We start from the raw sequence: 14,202 nt of genomic DNA, 5'->3' as shown, positions 1-14,202 counted from the left end.
TCGAGTTCATGTCGAGAGATCTCACCCCCGCTGCCGTCATCCACCGGCTCGACCACGGTGGCAGCATCACCATTCCGGCATCGAAGAAATACGGCACCCTCGTCCTCGCCCTCGTCACAGGGCTGTTCCTACTCGGGATCTTCTTCCTCATGGTCAGGGGTGGGATCGAAGAGGGCACAAGTTGGGCCCTCTACGTGTTCAATCTCCGAGTCTGGGCCTTTGTGGTGGGCATCCTCGGCTGCCTGGTGCTCGCCCCCATCGCCGTGGCCATCGGGAGGGTTCGCTCACCTGCCCTGGTGCTCACCCGGGACGGAATCGTCGAAACCCGACGTGGGATCGCCCTGCCGCAGACGTTTCTGCCGTGGCGGGAGATCGAAGGTTTCGTCTGCTCGAAGCCCGACTCTCCGGGGTCCTGGGCACTGCCCCGAACCCTAAGATACGTCCTCACGCCCGAGGGGGCTCTCCACTGCGGGCTGAAGGACCCGAACAGGCGCGAGCTCTACCTCAGATACAGATTCGCCCTCAACCACCGCCGTCTCTTCTCTCTCCTCGTGGCGGCTCATGCCCGCTATTCGGGACGCCTCCACGATTTCCGATAGGTTCGCCGACCTCCGTGCTCTACCGTAGTGAGCATGCTTCGTCGCCTCGCCGCCCGCGCCTTCTGGACCTTCAGCCGATGGAAGCTCGTCACCGAGCCCGCCCCCAAGCGGCCCACGATCCTCATCGGCGCACCGCACACCTCGAACTGGGACTTTCCCATCATGCTCTCCATCGCCTGGACCCTGGGCGTCGAGGTCCATTGGCTGGGCAAGAAGAGTCTGTTCACCGGGTGGCGGGGTCCGATCATGCGCGGCCTCGGTGGGATTCCTGTGGATCGAACTGATCCCAGCAAGATCGTCGCCGAGGTGGTCGACCGTGTCCATGCCGGTGAGGTCTTCGGCCTCGTCGTCACCCCCGACGGCACGCGCGGCGGGCACACTCACTGGAAGTCCGGTTTCCACCGGATCGCGATGGCCACCGGCATGCCGGTCACCCTCGGGTTCGTCGATTCGGCGACGGGTACGACCGGCTTGGGGCCGACCATTGAGATGAGCGGAGACATCGGCGGGGACATGGACCGGATTCGCGCCTTCTATGCCGACAAGGTAGGCATCAGGCCCGATCAGCAGGTTGTCCCGAGGCTGCGCGAGGAGGATCCGGACAAGCGTGACGGCCAGAGCCGCACGGGTGACGGCAGCGACGCCGAAGGGACCGAGGCGGACTGAGTCGTGGCCGAAGATCTGCGCATCACCTCCGGCCCGGGTGCTCCCCAGGGGTTGGTGATCCCGGCCGCCGAACTCGTCGAGCAGTTCTCTCGCTCTTCGGGCCCGGGCGGTCAACACGTGAACACCTCTGACACGCGGGTCCAGCTCAGCCTCGACCTCGGGTCCTGCGGGGCCTTCGATGAGGTCCAGCGGGCACGGCTGCTGTCCGCTCTGGCCTCGCGATTGGCCGGGACGGTGCTCACCGTCACCGTCGAAGATCAACGGTCCCAGCTGCAGAACCGTCAGGCGGCGCGGCAGCGACTGGCCGAACTGATTCGTGAGGCACTGGCTCCGCCCGTCCTTAGGCGTGCCACCAAACCGTCCCGGAATTCACGACGCAGACGGGCGCGCAGCGAGCAGCGGCGATCGGAGATCAAACGCAATCGACGCCGCCCCGGCACCGACTGAGATCTTCTGCCCGATTGAGACCGTTCGGATGACAGGTGGGCCTGTGCGGAGCACAATGGCCCTATGAACAGCATCGAGATTCTCACCGACCTTGCCCAGCGCCCAGTGGATGCGGCCAGAGCTCTGCCCGAGCTCACCTCGGAGCAGCTCAACGCCCATTCCGACGGGCATCCCAATTCCGTTGCCTGGCTGCTGTGGCACAGCGGGCGCGAAGCCGATGTGCAGCTGGCCGACCTCACCGGCGGCACCGAGGTGTGGGAGGACTTCCGGGACCGGTTCGATCTCGGCGAGATCGGCGATTCCGTCGGCTACGGGCACACCCGAGAACAGGCGACACAGGTCGTCGTCGACGATCAGGGACTGCTGGGCGACTACCTCCACGCCACGCTCTCCGCTCTGGGCCGGTATGTCGGCGGGCTCAGCGAATCCGACCTCGATGAGGTCATCGACGAGAACTGGACTCCCGCAGTCACTCGCGGAGTTCGTCTCATCTCGATCATCGACGACGCGATCCAGCACGTCGGTCAGGCGGCCTATGCGGCGGGAGCAGTGACGAACTGACGACCTCGACGGAACTGGGAACCGCCTCGGCGCTGTCAGCGGTTATGGCTGGTCGAGCAGCGCGATGCCGAATCCGGCGACGACGGCCCGGACTTCGTCGAGGTAGCGCCGCGCCTGGTCGGTCAGGGGGATCCCCGAATGATCGATCCAGCCGATCTCGATGCGTTCGTCGACCTCGAGCGGAATCGCGACGATCGCCGGATCGAGGTCGTCGCTGATGATGCCCGTCGAGATGGTGTAACCGTCGAGTCCGATCATCAGGTTGAAGATGGTCGCACGGTCAGAGACCCTAATCTCCTGTCTGCTCGACAGCGTGGAGAGGATCTCCTCGGCGAAGGAGAACGAGTTGTTCGCGCCCTGATCGAAGGTGAGTCGCGGCAGTTCGGCGAGGTCGTCGAGAGTCACGCGATCCCGCGCGGCAAGCGGGTTCGTCCGAGAGATGAAGATATGCGGAGCGGCACGGAAGAGCGGGTGGAACACCAGCCCGGAATCCCGCAGCAGCTTGTCGATGACCTTCCTGTTGAAGTCGTTTCGGTAGAGGATGCCGAGCTCGCTGCGGAGTGTGCGGACGTCTTCGATGATGTCCCATGTGCGCGTCTCTCGGAGTGAGAATTCGTATTCGGCCGCATCGCTGGCCTTGACCATCCGGACGAAGGCATCGACGACGAAGGAGTAGTGCTGCGCCGACACCCCGAGCAGACGCCGTGACGGCGGGCGACCGAGGTAGTGCTGCTCGAGGAGTTCCACCTGCTCGACGACCTGTCGGGCATAGCCGAGGAACTCCACACCGTCGTCGGTCAGCGTCACCCCGCGGGCGGAGCGGACGAGCAGAGCGCGATCCACGCGGGTCTCAAGGTCCTTCATCGCGGCAGACATGGTCGGCTGGGAGACATAGAGGAGATCGGCAGCGGCGGTGATCGACCCTTCCGAGGCGACCTCGATGAAGTACTGGAGTTGCAGCAGCGTGATGTTCTTCAGACCTCGGGACATAGACCAAGACTATAGGAATCCATAGCTCACCCGAGTTACCCGATGACCGCTCGGGACGTGCAGGATGGATCACAGCTTTGCAAGCGGCTACAAACGGCCGATCAACCAGCGAAACGGACGTTCATGACACCTGAATTCACGTTCAGCATCACCACGACTCGATTCGACGAGGACTACTCGCCGGCGGAGAGCTCGCGGGCGACTACGAACTTCGCCAACCTCGCCAGGGGCGAGAACCGTCAGCAGAACCTCCGCATCGCCCTGAGCACCATCAATCGCCGCTTCAATGAGCTCGCATCGTGGGACAACCCCGATCGGGATCGCTATGCTCTCGATCTCGACATCGTCTCCGGAGGGCTGCATTTCACCTCGGATAGTCGCAAGCAGGAGTTCCCGCTTCTCGAGGTCCTTGATATTCAGATCAACGACCGACTGACCGGTCAGCGCCATCCTGGGATCGTCGGGAACAATTTCTCGTCCTATGTCCGCGATTTCGACTTCAGCGTGCGACTGCCGGCGGCCAATGAGGCCGCGGCCGAGTTCACTGTCCCCGATGACTTCGGTGATCTGCATGGCAAACTCTTCCAGCACTTCCTCGACTCCCCCGCCTACCGGGAACGCTTCCAGGTGGCACCCGTGATCTGCATCAGCGTGTCGACAAGCAAGACGTACCAGCAGACCGACGCTCGCCACCCGATCCTCGGAGTCGAGTACCGGCAGGACGACTACTCTCTGACCGATGACTACTTCGCGAAGATGGGGATGCAGGTGCGATACTTCATGCCGCCCGGCAGCGTCGCACCACTCGCCTTCTATCACCGCGGCGACCTCCTCAGCGATTACTCCGACCTGCAGCTCATCGGCACGATCAGCACGATGGAGACCTTCCAGAAGATCTATCGCCCCGAGATCTACAACGCGAACGCGGCCGCCGGAGAGATCTACCGACCCACCTTGGACCGGCAGGACTTCTCGGAGACACCAGTCACCTACGACCGCGTCGAACGCAGCCAGTTCGGAATCCAACAGGGGAAGTTCACCGAGGAGCACTTCGTCAACCCGCACCGTGAAATGCTCGAGCAGTGGGCATCCGACCAACCCGTTCCAGTCGCATGAGCGCAGGAGAAGAATCGATGACGCAGCCGCTGTTGCCCACCTCGATCGTCGGCAGTCTGCCGAAGCCGTCCTGGCTCGCGCAGCCGGAGGCCCTGTGGTCGCCCTGGAATCTCCAGGGTGAGGCCTTGGTCGAGGGCAGGCGCGATGCCCTGCGCATCTCGACTCATGAGCAGACCAACCGCGGCATCGACATCGTCAGCGACGGAGAGCAGACCCGTCAGCATTTCGTCACGACCTTCATCGAGCATCTCAGCGGAGTTGATTTCGAGAAGCGCGAGACGGTGCGCATCCGCGACCGCTATGACGCCAGCGTGCCCACGGTGGTCAGCGCCGTGAGCCGCGAGAAGCCGGTGTTCGTCGACGATGCGAAGTTCCTCCGTCAGCAGACCGATCAGCCGATCAAGTGGGCTCTGCCCGGACCGATGACGATGATCGACACCCTCTATGACGACCACTACAAGAGCCGCGAGAAACTCGCCTGGGAATTCGCCACACTCCTCAATCAGGAGGCGAAGGATCTGGAAGCGGCTGGGGTGGACATCATCCAGTTCGACGAGCCCGCGTTCAATGTCTTCTTCGAGGATATGAAGGACTGGGGTGTCGCCGCGCTCGAGCGGGCAGCAGAAGGTCTGCGTGCCGAGACCGCCGTGCACATCTGCTACGGATACGGGATCAAGGCCAACAACGACTGGAAGGCGTCCCTCGGGTCCGAGTGGCGCCAGTACGAGGAGTCATTCCCTCTTCTGCAGCGTTCGAGCATCGACATCGTCTCACTCGAATGCCAGAACTCCCATGTCCCGATGGACCTCATCGAGCTGATCCGCGGCAAGAAGGTCATGCTCGGCGCCATCGACGTGGCGAACGAGACCATCGAGACACCGGAGGAGGTCGCGGCCACTCTGCGGAAGGCGCTGAAATTCGTCGACGCGGATAAGCTCATTCCGAGCACGAACTGCGGCATGGCCCCGTTCGCACGTGATGTCGCGCTGTCGAAGATGAGCGCTCTGAGTGCGGGGACGAAGCTGCTTCGGGAGGAGCTGGCTGCGGTGAAGGGCTGAGGGCCGACAGGCACCGCATCGACACAGCAGCATTGTCGCCTCATGTCACGAGGCGGAGGCACATGACGATGCGCAGATCCCCTTGAGCACGAATGCGGTCCGTCGATCGTAGTCGGCGCGAGGCGGCCGGCCGCCGTGCTTGAGAGCCAGGGCGTTGTCTCGGGCGAGTGCCTGAAAGTCTGCCGGCGTGATGTCGGCAGTCAGGACACCTGCAGCCAGGCCTTCAGCGACCAGGCTGTCATGGAACGCCGTTCCGGCATGACACAGGGCGAGCAGCGGCTCGGAGTCGCGATACTCCTGCAACAGGACATCGTTGACCGCTGGAAGTCGATACTGCAGGTCACGGAGTGCCACGATGTACCTACAGATCCGCTCTCGGATATCAACAACGGATCGCGCATCCTCGATGACATTGCGCAGCTCCACCGCGACGACCTCGTCGATGACGGCATCGATCAGCCCGAGCCTCCCGCCGAGCCGATTGAAGATCGTCGCCTTGCTCACCTCGGCGGCCGCGGCGACATCCTCGAGCGGCGCAGAGAACCCCTGCTCACGAAACACCTGAACCGCAGCAGAGCGGATTCGATCGACGTTTCGTCGGGCATCCGAACGGAGGGTCGGCGCACCACTGGAGTCGGACACGATGAAGCTTCCTTCCGCATGGACAATTAACTTGATCCTAGCAGTCAAGTTAGTGCAAGATGGGGCCATCATGAAATTGACTCGGTGAGTCAACTTCAGATTCGCCACCTGACCGACGTGAGCTCAGAGCACCCGTCGAGTCACCGCCCACACGAAAGGCACGCGGATGATCATCGTCACCGGAGCAACAGGCACCCTCAACGGGGCAACGGTCGACCACCTCCTGAAACGAATACCTCCGCACCACATCGGCGTCAGCGTCCGCGACCCCACGAGTGCGACGCACCTGGCGGATCGAGGAGTCCGCGTACGGCAGGGCAGCTACGACGATCCCGCGGCTCTGCGTCATTCGTACGCTGACGCCGAACAGGTGCTCCTTGTCTCCTCCAGCGACCTCACTGCCGACGTCGTCGCACAGCACCACAGGGCGATTGATGCCGCCGTCGACGCAGGGGCTCAGCGGATCTTGTACACGAGCACCCACGGGGCGGCGTTCGACTCTCCCTACCCGCCGCTCGCGATCCACGCCGCCACCGAACAGCACCTATCAGAATCCGGAGTCGACTGGACCTCGCTGCGCAACGGCTTCTACGGAGATCCCGCTCAGCTGCTCGGCGCTTGGCAGGAGACCGGCGTGATTGCCATGCCCGCCGACGGCCCCTTCTCCTGGGTCGATCGCCGCGATGCCGCAGAGGCCGCCGCGGTGATCCTCACGGCCGATGATCCCTTCGACGGCCCGATCGATCTGACGCTGCCTGAGCCGGTCACCCTCGCAGACTTCGCTGCTTCCGCCTCAGATATCGCCGGTCGCCGCATCGATCGCGTCGTCATCGACGACGAGGCCTGGGTGGCCGAAGCGACATCCAGCGGTGTGCCCGAGGCGGTCGCGCGCTTCACCGTGTCGATGTTCCAGGCGACGCGGAGCGGGTATTTCTCGGCCTCGAATCCCACGCTCACGCGCCTCCTGGGGCGCAGACCCCGCAGCATCACCGATCAGCTGAAGGATTCCTACATCCAGTGACGCACTGGCCACCTGCTTCACGTTGAAGCGGATCTCCACCACGTTCCGGCACCGGCCATCAAGGCGCACCTCCTGCCTTGCGGCATGCTCACAATGGCAAGGCCGAACACGCCGGCGGCAGGAGCGAAGCTCCGTCGACGAAGATGTGGCGCCGCAACGCTCCGGTGAGGTTATCCAGCTGCTGCGCGCCTCAAGGCCGGTCGAGCAGACTCGCCCAGCTCAGGACATCGCCGACCGGACGATCTCCCCGATGCGTTCTTCCGTGGCATCGTCGATGCTCTCGAAGTACCATGCAGCGGGCATCAGTGTCCCATCGGAACCGCCTGCGGGGCGCAGCGTAACCTTCTCGGTGAGCGCAAGATTGACCCGTTCGTCGTTGCGCAGCGTCACCAGTGCGGGTGTGCTCGCGGACTGCGCATAGGCGGGCATGCCGTACCAGATTCGCGGTTTGAGCGCAGGCGCAGCGTCCACGATGACCTCATGCACTCTCCGCATCAGTGACTGCTCCGGTTCGTCCATCTTCGCAATCTTGTCGATCACCTGAGCGAGGTTCTTCTCATCCTTCGATGTCATTACATGTCCTCTCGTCATCCGATGCTCCGCATCGGTGGTTGAAGTCGGCGCAGATATGCGCCGCACCCCATCCGGACATGTCCCGAGCGAGTCGGGTCTCTCCGCAATGATTCAGGCGATCGGTGCCTGGAAGTGCAGTCGGGAGCATTCGCTCCCACGGCCAGGGTACTACACGCTCATCCGCCAGTGCGAGAGGAAGCCGGGCAGAAGACCCGTCGTTCACAGATTGCGGTCACACGTTGAAGCGGAACTCCACCGCATGCTTACATGTAGGGCGACTTTCATCTGCTCGATTACGTCAGACATCAACTTCACCAGACATTACGTCAACAGTGGGGCGTGACCGGAGAGTTTCAACGAAAGGCGACTCCTCTTCGGCGACCCAATCCTCGACCGCAAGTCTTGTGATGTTGACCGGCACATCGAGCCGACTACTCGCATCTTTGGCGATCCTAGTCAGCATCTTCCGCGAGGTGTCGCCTACTACGAGGACGTCTATGTCATTCGGGAATGCCCCGCTTTCTCCCGTTCGTCGCGATGCCCAGGATCCATAGATGAGTAATCGCTCAACTCCACCAACGTCTTCGAAGAGATCGCGAAGCACCGGGATCGGTCCATACGTAGCCGCAACCAGATCTCGCATTAGTCCGAACAGAGGGTGCTCGGAGTTGGCGCTCACCAGGCGGTTACGCCCATCATGACGGTCACGGAGGACTTCGCTGTCAACGAGGCGACCGACCCCTCTGTGCACAACTGGACTGCTCGCGTCGGTCTGTCGGCCCAACTCGGCGAGCGAAATCTCGCGGTCAGGGTGCCCAAGCGTCTTAGCAAGGATCGCGCCGACAGCGTCGGAACGCACAAACGGCGTCAGCTGTGGAGGAAGACTCTTCACGAAACAGGAATATATCTTCCGGATATAGGAATGGCCAAGAGGGTGGTTCAAACTGTGCAGCAGAACGCCACCACATACCCACACGTAGGGCAGTACAACTAATGACGCTTCCGCGCCATCAACTTAGACGACTGAACGCAACTCCCGTCGCCCGTCGCCACGGGCTTCTACTAAGTCCTTGGCTTCGAGGAAGCGTTTCGTATCCCACGAACAGGGGTGTCCTTCCATGTCGATCGCGCGCTTAACGGGTACCGAATCAGGCTCGCTGCCGAGACCAGCGCCCGCGACGACCACGGCACCGCCCAGCGCCGGTCAGACGTTGAACCGGAACTCCACCACATGCCCACATGTCTGGCAGTCTGCTCGTGGGCGGTACGCCTGCCGTAGATATCAGCCCGCGTCGGTTCCGAATGTCACGTCTGACCATCGCGCCCATGGGGCGCGAACAGTGGCTCACCGTCGAAATCCATGTCGACGAGTCCTCCCATCGGTTTGATGTTGACCAGCTCAACGTCGGGCAGATTGTCAGGAACGTGCTGCTCGTCCTCAGGGTGGTGGAATACGTACTCTCTAGCCGACCACGCAGTCTGCAGGTTGAACATTTTCTCAATTGCCGTGATCCCGGATTGGATTCGGTCGATCCGTCCGGAAAGCACCATCTCTCGAACCTGCCGGACACGCAGATCGTCCGCTTCGGTGCCCTCCAACACCGCCATTGGATCACTCATTAGGAGCCCCACCTTGCGTGTGAGTGGGAAGGTGACGCCCCATGCTGTCGCGAAGCCGACTCCCTCCCGCGGTTCGCCGTCCGGTCGGGGCACCAGACTGACCGGAGCATCCGATGTAATAAGGGAGCGTTGTTCGAAGCGAACGAGCGTCCATGGGCGGGTGGCGAGGTATGGAGTCAGCTCGATCGCGGTCTCGACTGCGTTCTGGATGTGAACCAGGTTGGAGAATCCGATCGGCGGCCCACCAGACTGAGTGGCCTCGCCCCAAATCCGATCCTCTTGCTCCGACGTCGGGTCGAATCCGAGATTGTCACGGATCCAGGCACCGACGTTTTCGCGGCCACCGACCCCCACCTCCAGCCGGACCATGGTTGCACGGACATGCTCAGATGTCCTCCGAGTAGCCGGCCCACGCACGCTCTGCAACGCCGCGTAGTGGGAGAAGGCCCACCTATCCTCCTCGGAGGGAGGGAACTTGCCGTTGGCGAAGCCGTTGATGATGGCGAGTACCTTGCCCTCAACCTCGCTCAGCGCCTTCTCGAACACATCCGGCTCCTCGAACTCACCGACGGTATAAAAGTGGTTCTGCGCGGCTACGTTCTTCACGTTCGACGTAAAAGGCTGACGGGAACGGTCAAGGGGGATGACTCTGATGCGTTCCTGGCTCGTAGCGAAACCACGAAGGTACCCCTGTGGCACATAGTGATGTAGCTTCGCTGTGCTCTTCTTGCCGGTCATGCGTGCACCATCTCCGCAGTCGCACCTGAATAATCAGCCTCACCCACACAAGTGCATCTAAGTCGCGCATCTGCGCGCCTCTCCGATATCAACTGCAGACCCCTTCGTGCTGACGACAGTCTTCCCGACCGGACCGACAATCGGAACGCCTGTGAATGGGCGAGGCTGAAATCGGATTGGACCGTCTTGAACTATAGTTTGAACCGTCTTCTGGCCCAGGTCAGCACCCTGCGAGCTTCGCAACAGATGCTAGATCGGAACGCGAGGAACGACATGCACGAGTCGACCGAAACCTAAAAGCCGTAGTCGGCGACCCCTTTTTGAACTTTGAAACTAAGTCCAACCGCGTGCTCACTTACAAGGCAGTCTGCGCGTGCGATCACGACAAGCCGGTGAAGTACACCTAGAACCGATTAATATGGCAGGTAATGCCGCTCTAAAAAAATCGATGACTGGAGGCCAGACGGCCTCTGGATCGCTTATCGGCGCAGCGTGGCCCATTGCTGCCAGTTCCAGATAGCACCCACGCGGCAGAGCTTCGGCTACTTCTCGTGCTCGCGCGGCGAAGGTGTCGGTGTCTAACTCGAACCCCATCACTAGACAAGGAACCAGAACGCCAGACAAAGCAGAAAGACGATCCTGATAAGTCTCGATGAACGTCGCTGCCCGTAGCCGCAGATCGAGGTCGGGTCTGCTGGACCACCCGATTTGAGGTGACATTAGGCTTCGGATGAACTCATCGTCCGACAACTGCTCGGCGGGAAACGAAGTCAGGAATCGCAGCACTGCCCGGAGGCTGTCGGAGCCGTCTTGGGCGAGGTGGTCCCACGACTGCTGCAGCAGCTTGTCCATCTCGTTCTGTCGGCCGTACGTAGCGAGCAGGGCTGCGGCCTGTATCTGGTCACCGGTTTCGAGCGCGACTTCTTGGGTGATCGCAGCCCCTTGAGACCGCCCCACTAGCGACACCGACTCGCTCCGCCGACCAACGAATTCCGATACGCAGGCGACTACGCTTCTCCAGTCGAAAGCGCTCGGGCGATGCTCGAACGTAGTCACTTGATACCCCAGTGATACGAGTTCACCGCAAACCCCGGTAGCCCATACCGCTGGGTCAGCGAGAGGGTTGCTAAGGAAGATCACCTCGGGCCCACTTCCCCAACTGTGAGCGATCCCTAACTCGTCCTTGGTGTGTTCGACCATCCGTCGCTCACGCAGTCTGCAGTGGCGCAATCGCAGAGATCTGCTCCCCAGCTCGGTCTTCGGCGAGCTCCAGCTCGTAGTGAGTCTGCAGGTTCAGCCAGAACTGCGGGTCGATCCCGAAATAGCGACCCAAGCGCAGTGCAGTGTCAGCGGTGATCGCTCGCTTGCCGTGCACGATCTCGTTGATGCGCCGTGGCGGAACACCAATCGACACAGCGAGCTTGTTCTGGGTGATCCCAAATCCCTCAATGAAGTCCTCCATCAGGACTTCACCCGGGTGGATGGGATCCCACTTCTCAGTGGTAGTCGACGAGTTCGACATTGTCGGCACCTCCTTCTGTCCAGGTGAAGCATATCCGCCACCGATCGTTCACACGAACACTGTGTTGACCCCCGCGGTCCCCCTTCAGCAGCTCCAGTCGATTGCCCGGAGGGACACGCAGAGACTCGAGAAATCGGGCCGCATGAATCTGCGTCAGCTTCCGGATGGCGACCTTCTGGACACGCGGATCGATCGATGGCACCTTCTCACGCCGCCAGAGACGGTCGGTCGCCTTGTCAGCGAAGGATCTGATCACGAGACCAGCATGACATCCTTAACGCACCGCGTCAATAACGCTATACGTTAAAGCGGAATTCCACGACGTCCCCGTCGACCATGACGTAGTCCTTGCCTTCCATGCGGACCTTGCCGGCGGACTTGGCGGCAGCCATCGATCCGTTGGCGTCGAGATCGGAGAAGGAGACGACCTCGGCCTTGATGAAGCCCTTCTGGAAGTCGGTGTGGATCACGCCAGCCGCCTCGGGTGCGGTGGCCCCCTTCGGGATCGTCCAGGCCCGTGATTCCTTCGGACCCGCAGTCAGATAGGTCTGCAGGCCGAGGGTGTCGAAGCCGACGCGAGCGAGCTGATCGAGTCCGGCCTCGTCCTGCCCCGTCGATTCGAGCATCTCCAGTGCTTCTTCCTCATCGAGTTCGGCCAGCTCGGACTCGAACTTCGCATCGAGGAAGATTGCCTCGACGGGTGCGACCAATGCCCGCATCTCCGCCTTCTTCTCCTCATCGGCGAGCACATCGTCGTCGACGTTGAAGACGTAGAGGAAGGGCTTGACCGTCATCAGCTGGAGTTCGCGCAGTTCGGTGACGTCGAAATTGTCGGCCTGCATGGCCTGGTAGAGGGTCTTGCCACCCTCGAGCACCTCGGTGGCGGCATCGATGGCGGTCAGCTGTTCGGCCGGAGCCCGCTTGCCTTTGACGTCCTTTTCGATGCGTGGGCGAGCCTTCTCGAGGGTCTGCAGGTCCGCGAGGATGAGCTCGGTGTTGATCGTGTCGATGTCATCGGCGGGGCTGATCTTGCCGTCGACGTGGACGACATCGTCATCGACGAATCCGCGGATGACCTGGCAGATCGCATCGGCTTCGCGGATGTTCGCGAGGAACTGGTTGCCCAGCCCCTCCCCCTCCGAGGCGCCTCGGACGATTCCGGCGATGTCGACGAAGTCGACGGTCGCGTTGAGGATCCGCTCGGAGCCGAAGATCTCGGCCAATCGGCCCAGCCTCGCATCGGGCAGGGGCACGACGCCCACATTGGGTTCGATCGTCGCGAACGGGTAGTTCGCCGCGAGAACTTGATTCTTTGTCAGTGCGTTAAACATGGTCGACTTGCCGACATTGGGCAGTCCCACGATTCCAATAGTCAGAGCCACGGTAGTCAAGTCTATCCCGGCGCCGAGGTGGGCGAAGAATTCTCGTGTCAGTGCCCTCTGTCACGCTGAGACCATGAATGCTTTCCCCGCTTCAGGTGTCATCGTCGCCTTCGTCCTGGCGATCGTCCTCAGTGCCCTTCTCGGCTTCCTGCTCGGTCGTGCGCTCACCCGCTCGCGCTACATCGAACGACTCACCCGTGCCGAGACCACGTCACGGATCCTCACGAACCGGACGGAGGACCTCGAGGCCGATGCCCAAATGGCCGGAGAGATCACCGCGGCGATCGGCCCCCTGGCCGCGAGTGTGAAGAATCTGCAGGAGAACCTGCACGCCCAGGACCGCTCACAGATCGAACAGATCACCCGGCTGAATTCGCAGATCGGACATCTCAGCCAACAGAATCTGCGCCTCCAGGAGTCCACCGGCTCCCTGGCCAATGCCCTCAACTCAACGACCCAACGAGGCGATTGGGGCGAGGTCCAGCTCAAACGCATCGTCGAATACGCAGGGCTCCTCCCCCACGTCGACTTCGACACCCAGGTCAGCACATCGAGAGACGGGCAGCGCCACCGTCCCGATATGGTCGTCAATCTTCCCGGCGGCGGCACGATCATCATCGACGCCAAGACGCCCATGTCGGCGCGCATGAACGGGGGCGAAAACGGCGAGGCGATGAATGAGGATCATGCCAGAGCCCTGCTGCGGCACGTCGATTCCCTGGCCTCGAAGGAATACTGGAAATCGTTCGAGACCTCCCCCGACTTCGTCGTCTGCTTCGTACCCACAGACGGCCTGCTGTCATCGGCGGCATCCACCTACCCGAAGATGATCGACCACGCCCTGGGCAAGAACGTCGTCCTCACCTCCCCTGCCACGCTGCTGGTGCTGCTCAAGACGGTGGCCCTCAACTGGCGCCAAGCCGATATGTCGACCTCCGCCGCCGAGGTGCTCAAACTCGGCACCGAACTGTACGAACGCATCGGAACTCTGGTCACCCACGTCTCCCGGATGGGCTCGAGCCTCGATCGGTCCGTTGAGGACTACAACCGATTCGTCTCCTCATTGGAGTCGAGGTTCCTCGTCACCGCGCGGAAGTTCCCCTCAACTGGCATTGTCGCCGACGAACTCGACGCCGTTGCCGAACTGGACTCACGCTCCCGGGGCATCAGCGCCGAGGAGCTCACCCGGCCGCGCTTCGGTGAGTTCGGGAAGCAGAGCCCGACCGATCTGAGGACGCGCGGCACCGGAACCGAGTGAGTTCCCTGG

The 14,202-nt window shown here is 62.0% G+C and carries 17 protein-coding genes; 8 read left to right on the top strand and 9 right to left on the bottom strand.

Annotated elements, in window-relative coordinates; all coding sequences use genetic code 11:
• The first annotated feature begins 8 nt into the window (after positions 1-8).
• The 4 genes from CV023_RS01345 to CV023_RS01330 all read left to right on the top strand — a co-directional run bounded on the left by CV023_RS01345 (position 9) and on the right by CV023_RS01330 (position 2,273).
• A complete protein-coding gene (locus CV023_RS01345) occupies positions 9-599 on the top strand; it encodes a hypothetical protein (protein ID WP_230743673.1) in 591 nt (196 codons plus the stop codon).
• A 33-nt stretch (positions 600-632) separates the two neighbouring features.
• Positions 633-1,265 (top strand): 1-acyl-sn-glycerol-3-phosphate acyltransferase, encoded by a 633-nt coding sequence (locus tag CV023_RS01340; RefSeq protein ID WP_230743672.1) that lies wholly within the window; start codon positions 633-635, stop codon positions 1,263-1,265.
• A 3-nt stretch (positions 1,266-1,268) separates the two neighbouring features.
• Complete coding sequence (gene arfB, locus CV023_RS01335; RefSeq protein ID WP_230743671.1) at positions 1,269-1,712, top strand: alternative ribosome rescue aminoacyl-tRNA hydrolase ArfB; 444 nt, start codon at positions 1,269-1,271, stop codon at positions 1,710-1,712.
• A 63-nt stretch (positions 1,713-1,775) separates the two neighbouring features.
• The gene (locus CV023_RS01330; RefSeq protein ID WP_230743670.1) at positions 1,776-2,273 is read left to right on the top strand and encodes a mycothiol transferase; all 498 of its coding nucleotides are present in this window, start codon (positions 1,776-1,778) and stop codon (positions 2,271-2,273) included.
• 42 nt (positions 2,274-2,315) lie between these two features.
• Here CV023_RS01330 and CV023_RS01325 read toward each other — a convergent pair whose 3' ends face one another.
• Complete coding sequence (locus tag CV023_RS01325) at positions 2,316-3,263, bottom strand: LysR family transcriptional regulator (protein ID WP_230743669.1); 948 nt, start codon at positions 3,261-3,263, stop codon at positions 2,316-2,318.
• 123 nt (positions 3,264-3,386) lie between these two features.
• On the opposite strand from CV023_RS01325, the gene CV023_RS01320 reads away from it, so the two are divergent.
• Together CV023_RS01320 and CV023_RS01315 are read left to right on the top strand one after the other, a co-directional pair.
• A complete protein-coding gene (locus CV023_RS01320; protein ID WP_230743668.1) occupies positions 3,387-4,379 on the top strand; it encodes a putative oxygenase MesX in 993 nt (330 codons plus the stop codon).
• A gap of 17 nt (positions 4,380-4,396) precedes the next feature.
• The gene (locus CV023_RS01315) at positions 4,397-5,437 is read left to right on the top strand and encodes a methionine synthase (RefSeq protein WP_230743667.1); all 1,041 of its coding nucleotides are present in this window, start codon (positions 4,397-4,399) and stop codon (positions 5,435-5,437) included.
• Between the two features lie 45 nt (positions 5,438-5,482).
• On the opposite strand, the gene CV023_RS01310 is transcribed toward CV023_RS01315, so the two are convergent.
• Positions 5,483-6,187 carry a TetR/AcrR family transcriptional regulator gene (locus CV023_RS01310; protein WP_230743666.1) on the bottom strand — a complete coding sequence of 235 codons (705 nt, stop codon included), beginning with the start codon at positions 6,185-6,187 and terminating at the stop codon, positions 5,483-5,485.
• A gap of 58 nt (positions 6,188-6,245) precedes the next feature.
• Here CV023_RS01310 and CV023_RS01305 point away from each other — a divergent pair, with 58 nt between their 5' ends.
• Complete coding sequence (locus tag CV023_RS01305; protein ID WP_230743665.1) at positions 6,246-7,100, top strand: NAD(P)H-binding protein; 855 nt, start codon at positions 6,246-6,248, stop codon at positions 7,098-7,100.
• A gap of 219 nt (positions 7,101-7,319) precedes the next feature.
• On the opposite strand, the gene CV023_RS01300 is transcribed toward CV023_RS01305, so the two are convergent.
• From CV023_RS01300 to ychF, 7 genes are all read right to left on the bottom strand, one after another.
• Complete coding sequence (locus CV023_RS01300; protein WP_230743664.1) at positions 7,320-7,673, bottom strand: DUF1801 domain-containing protein; 354 nt, start codon at positions 7,671-7,673, stop codon at positions 7,320-7,322.
• Positions 7,674-7,971: 298 nt separating this feature from the next.
• On the bottom strand, positions 7,972-8,565 hold the full coding sequence (locus CV023_RS01295; protein ID WP_230743663.1) for a hypothetical protein: 594 nt from the start codon (positions 8,563-8,565) through the stop codon (positions 7,972-7,974).
• A gap of 413 nt (positions 8,566-8,978) precedes the next feature.
• A complete protein-coding gene (locus CV023_RS01290) occupies positions 8,979-10,031 on the bottom strand; it encodes a DUF4238 domain-containing protein (RefSeq protein WP_230743662.1) in 1,053 nt (350 codons plus the stop codon).
• Between the two features lie 351 nt (positions 10,032-10,382).
• On the bottom strand, positions 10,383-11,231 hold the full coding sequence (locus CV023_RS19085; protein WP_350309924.1) for an alpha/beta fold hydrolase: 849 nt from the start codon (positions 11,229-11,231) through the stop codon (positions 10,383-10,385).
• Positions 11,232-11,238: 7 nt separating this feature from the next.
• Positions 11,239-11,553 (bottom strand): HigA family addiction module antitoxin, encoded by a 315-nt coding sequence (locus tag CV023_RS01285; RefSeq protein WP_230743661.1) that lies wholly within the window; start codon positions 11,551-11,553, stop codon positions 11,239-11,241.
• Positions 11,528-11,755 carry a type II toxin-antitoxin system RelE/ParE family toxin gene (locus CV023_RS01280; RefSeq protein WP_284934788.1) on the bottom strand — a complete coding sequence of 76 codons (228 nt, stop codon included), beginning with the start codon at positions 11,753-11,755 and terminating at the stop codon, positions 11,528-11,530. Before CV023_RS01280 ends, CV023_RS01285 begins: the two co-directional genes overlap by 26 nt.
• Before the next feature lie 94 nt (positions 11,756-11,849).
• Positions 11,850-12,935, bottom strand: coding sequence for a redox-regulated ATPase YchF (gene ychF, locus CV023_RS01275; RefSeq protein ID WP_230743659.1), 1,086 nt, complete (start codon positions 12,933-12,935; stop codon positions 11,850-11,852).
• Positions 12,936-13,008: 73 nt separating this feature from the next.
• On the opposite strand from ychF, the gene CV023_RS01270 reads away from it, so the two are divergent.
• The gene (locus CV023_RS01270; protein WP_230743658.1) at positions 13,009-14,193 is read left to right on the top strand and encodes a DNA recombination protein RmuC; all 1,185 of its coding nucleotides are present in this window, start codon (positions 13,009-13,011) and stop codon (positions 14,191-14,193) included.
• Positions 14,194-14,202: the final 9 nt, after the last annotated feature.

The sequence above is a fragment of the Brevibacterium sp. CCUG 69071 genome, assembly GCF_021023135.1.
In the GTDB taxonomy this organism is placed as follows: Bacteria; Actinomycetota; Actinomycetes; order Actinomycetales; family Brevibacteriaceae; genus Brevibacterium.
The sequence above is the reverse complement of the archived record's forward strand: the minus strand, read 5'-3'. Positions and strand labels throughout refer to the sequence as shown.